The sequence below is a fragment of the Streptomyces sp. 150FB genome, from assembly GCF_000818195.1.
Classification (GTDB): Bacteria; Actinomycetota; Actinomycetes; order Streptomycetales; family Streptomycetaceae; genus Streptomyces.
This window is the reverse complement of the sequence record NZ_JTHL01000001.1, coordinates 9,615,782-9,619,596: the sequence shown is the minus strand read 5'-3', so window position 1 is coordinate 9,619,596 and position 3,815 is coordinate 9,615,782. Positions and strand designations below refer to the sequence as shown.

Sequence of the window (3,815 nt, the reverse complement as noted above, 5' to 3'; positions counted from 1 at the left end):
GACATGTCGTTGTCCGTCGGCTTGATCTTCTGCTCGACCACGGTCAACCCGGCTTGTTCTGCGGCGTACTTGGAGCCCTCGAGCGCGTTCTCGCCGTAGTCGCCCTCGAAGTAGACGTGGCCGAGCTTGTCGCCCTTCGCGAGGCGCTTCTCCGCGAGGAGGTAGTCGACGGCGTTGATGGTCTCGACGTCGTAGGTGGCGCCGATCACGCGGACGTACGGGCTGCCGAGGAGCGACGCCGACCACGCCTGTGGCAGGACAAGTCCCTTGTCCTGGCCGTCGATGCGCGGTTCGACGGCGGCGACGAACGGGGAGCCGATGAACTGGGCGAAGCCGAGGACGCCGGGGGCGAGTTCGTTGTACGCGGCGACGGCCTTCTGCGGGTCGTAGCCGTGGTCACGGACGGTCAGCTCGATCGTACGGCCGCAGATCCCGCCGGCCGCGTTGGTCTGCTTCGCCCACAACTGCTGGGCCTGGGTGACGCTCTTGCCGAGGGAGGCGTACACCCCGGTCATGTCGGTGAGCACCCCGAGCTTGATGGTCTTCGCGGTGACGCCCACGCCGGTCCGTACTCCTCCGGCGTCCTCGCTCCTGGGGTCCTTCTCGGTGGCCTTTCCACTGCATCCGGCGAGGGCGAGGGCCAGGGCGGCCAGAAGCGCGGCGCCGCCCTTCAGGGTGTGGCGGGCTGATGGGGTCATGTCTTCTCCCGTGAGGACCGTGCGGACAGAGTCGGGCGGGTGAGACCGCCGGGCAGGAACAGGACCACCGCGACGATCGCGGCGCCGTACAGGTAGCGGGAGGCCTCGCCGGGGGCGAGGCCTCCGGTGCCGGGGTCGGAGACCAGCGGCAGGCTGTCGCTGTAGTGGGTGAGGAGTTGGGGCAGCAGGGAGACGAAGGCGGCGCCGACGACGGCGCCCGCGACGGTCCCCAGGCCCCCGATGACGATCATCGCGAGGTATTCGAGCGCCAGGACCATGCCGAAGTAGTCGGGCACGGTGCGCTGGAAGAGCAGGGCCAGCAGGACACCGGCGAGGCCCGCGTACATCGAGGACAGGACGAAGACGGCGGCGCGGTAGCGGGCCACCGGCACGCCCATCACCCCGGCGGCGACGCGGTGGTCCCGGATGGCGTTCATGGCGCGTCCCGGCCGGCCGCGCAGCACGCCGCGGGCGAAGAGGCCGCCCGCGAGGAGGGCGGCGAGGCCCGCGTACCAGAGCTTCTCCGAGGAGTGGAAGGGGACGGCCGCCACGACGGTCTCGGTGTCGTCGAAGGTGACGCCGAAGAGGGACAGCGGCGGGACGGCGCGGCCGTTGAACCCCCCGGTCAGGTCGCCGGCGTTGAAGAGGAGGTGCTGGCCGATGAAGATCAGGGCGAGGGTGGCGATGCCCAGGTAGGCGCCGCGCAGCCGGCCCGCGATGGGGCTGAACAGGCCGCCGGCCAGGCCCGCGAGGAGGACGGCGAGGACGGCGGCGAGCCAGGTGGGCAGGCCGAGGCCGACGAGTCGGTGGCCGTTCTCGGCGCGGCCGTCACCGGCGAAGACGCAGTAGCCGTAGGCGCCGACGGCGAGGAAGAAGGCGTGTCCCATGGAGAGTTGGCCGGTGGCGCCGGTGAGGAGGTTGAGGCCGATGGCGCCGATCGCGGCGGCCATCGCGAACAGTCCTGCCTGAAGCCAGAAGCGGTCGGCGTAGAAGGGCAGGGCGAGGAGGACGACGGTGGTGGCGGCCCACACGTAGGGGCGTGGGCGGGAGGGGAGGCGAAGTCCGGATCGCTTCCGCTCGGCGGACTTCGACGTGGTGTCAGGTGATCGCGTGTCAGACACGGGCCGGCTCCTTCGTACCGAAGAGCCCGGCGGGCCGGACCAGGAGGACGGCCACCATCACCAGGTAGGGCGCGAGATCGCCGATCCCCCGGCCCAGGAAGACCAGATCGCTCTGGTAGCCGGTGGCGAGCGATTCGGTGACCCCCACGATCAGTCCGCCCGCCAGGGCGCCCGTGGTCGAGTCGAGCCCGCCGAGGATCGCGGCGGGAAAGGCCTTGAGGGCGGCGAGGGAGGTGGCCCGTTCGAGGCCGGGGGTCGGGAAGACGGTGAGGAACAGCGCGGCGACGGCGGCCAGCGCGCCCGCGACCGCCCACGCGGAGAGCGAGACCCGGCCGAGCCGTACACCCATCAGCGCGGCGGTGGTCGGATTCTCGGCCGCCGCGCGCATGGCCACCCCCCAACTGGTGTGGCGGAAGGCCAGCAGGAACGCGGTGATGAGCAGGGCGGCGGCGACAAACGCGGCCACCCGCGTCTGGGCGAGGGTGACCCCGCCGAAGGTGAGGACGCGGTCGCCCCACGGGTCGCCGAGCGCGAGCACGTCCGTGCCGAGGCGGCGGGTGAGTTCGGTGGTCAGCAGGATATCGACGCCGATGGTGACGATGGCGAGGACGCTGTGGTCGGAGCCCCGGTAGCGGCGCATCACCAGGAACTCGACGGCGGAGCCGACCACCGCCGCGCCCGCGACGCCGGCGGCGAGGGCGGGCCAGAAGCCGAGGTCGTCGTGGAGGACGGCGGTGACGTAGCCGCCCGCCAGGAGGAGCGAGGCGTGGGCGAAGTTGACGACCTCGGTGGCCTTGAAGATGACCACGAAGCCGAGGGCGATCAGGGCGTAGACGGAGCCGATGGACAGGCCGCCGAGGAGGAGTTCGATGAAGGTGGTCACGGCGTCGGCTCCTGGTCTGCGGGGTCGGGCGCGGCATCCGCGCCCAGGTAGGCGCGTACGACGGCGGGGTCGTTCTGTACACGCGCGGGCGGGCCGCTCGCGATCCTGCGGCCGAAGTCGAGGACGGTCACCGTGTCGGCGAGCCGCATCACCACCCCCATGTCGTGTTCGACCAGCACGATCGAGATGCCGAGGCTGTCGCGCACCCCGGAGACGACGGCGGCCGTACGGCGGCGCTCGTCGGCGGTCATCCCGGCGACGGGTTCGTCCAGGAGGAGCACGCGGGGCTCCATGCAGAGGGCGCGGCCCAGTTCGACGAGCTTCTGTTTGCCGTACGGGAGTGTCCCGGCGGGCCGTTCGAGATCATCGGCGAGGCCGACGAACTCGGCGATCTCGGCGACCCTGGCGCGGTGTCGGCGCGCCTCCCTGGCGGCGGAGGGCAGTCCGAGCCCGGTGGCGAGGAACCCGGCGCGGGTGAGCCGGTGGCGGCCGAGCAGCATGCTGTCGGCGACGGTCGCGTGCGGGGGCAGCGCGAGGTTCTGGAACGTACGGGCGACGCCGAGGGCGGCGATCCGGTGCGGGGCGAGGCCGGTCAGCTCGGTGTCGCCGAGGCGGACGCTGCCCGCGGTGGCCCGGTAGACGCCGGAGAGGACGTTGAAGCAGGTGGACTTGCCGGCCCCGTTGGGTCCGATGACGGCGTGCACACTGCCGGGTTCGACGGTGAAGGAGACCCCGTCGAGAGCGGTGAGCCCGGCGAAGCGGACGGTGAGGCCGGTGAGGGTGAGTGCCGGGGGCGCGGAGGAGGCGGGCGGCCCGGCGGGCGGATCGCCGTCACCGGGCTCGCGATTGGACCGCCCCTCCGCGGAAGGACCGCTGATGCGCGGGTCGCGCCGGGTACGGCCCGGTGCGGGGCCACTGCCGGGCGTCGGGGTGACACCGCCCGTCGGGTCACCGCCGGGCGTCGAGCCGTCTCCTGGGATCGGGCCACCGCCAGGCGTGGGCCCTTCGCCCGGTGGCGGGGCGCCACCTGGCATCGGGACGCCGCCATGCGTGGCGGCGTCGCCCGGTGCGGGTGTGGCGCCATGCGTCCGGTCGCCGCCCTGCGTCGGGTCG

At 72.7% G+C, this 3,815-nt stretch carries 4 protein-coding genes; all 4 read right to left on the bottom strand.

The features are described 5' to 3' along the window. The coding region (locus QR77_RS49655) for an ABC transporter substrate-binding protein (RefSeq protein WP_040026971.1) at positions 1–698 on the bottom strand (698 nt) is incomplete at its 3' end. Next, a complete protein-coding gene (locus QR77_RS41060; RefSeq protein WP_040026970.1) occupies positions 695–1,819 on the bottom strand; it encodes a branched-chain amino acid ABC transporter permease in 1,125 nt (374 codons plus the stop codon). The genes QR77_RS49655 and QR77_RS41060, both read right to left, overlap by 4 nt. After that, positions 1,812–2,702, bottom strand: a complete 891-nt coding sequence (locus QR77_RS41055) for a branched-chain amino acid ABC transporter permease (RefSeq protein ID WP_040026969.1) — start codon at positions 2,700–2,702, stop codon at positions 1,812–1,814. Before QR77_RS41055 ends, QR77_RS41060 begins: the two co-directional genes overlap by 8 nt. Beyond that, positions 2,699–3,580: an ABC transporter ATP-binding protein gene (locus tag QR77_RS41050; RefSeq protein ID WP_052489842.1), complete on the bottom strand. Its 882-nt coding sequence runs from the start codon at positions 3,578–3,580 to the stop codon at positions 2,699–2,701. The genes QR77_RS41055 and QR77_RS41050 overlap by 4 nt, the downstream gene beginning before the upstream one ends. Positions 3,581–3,815: the final 235 nt, after the last annotated feature.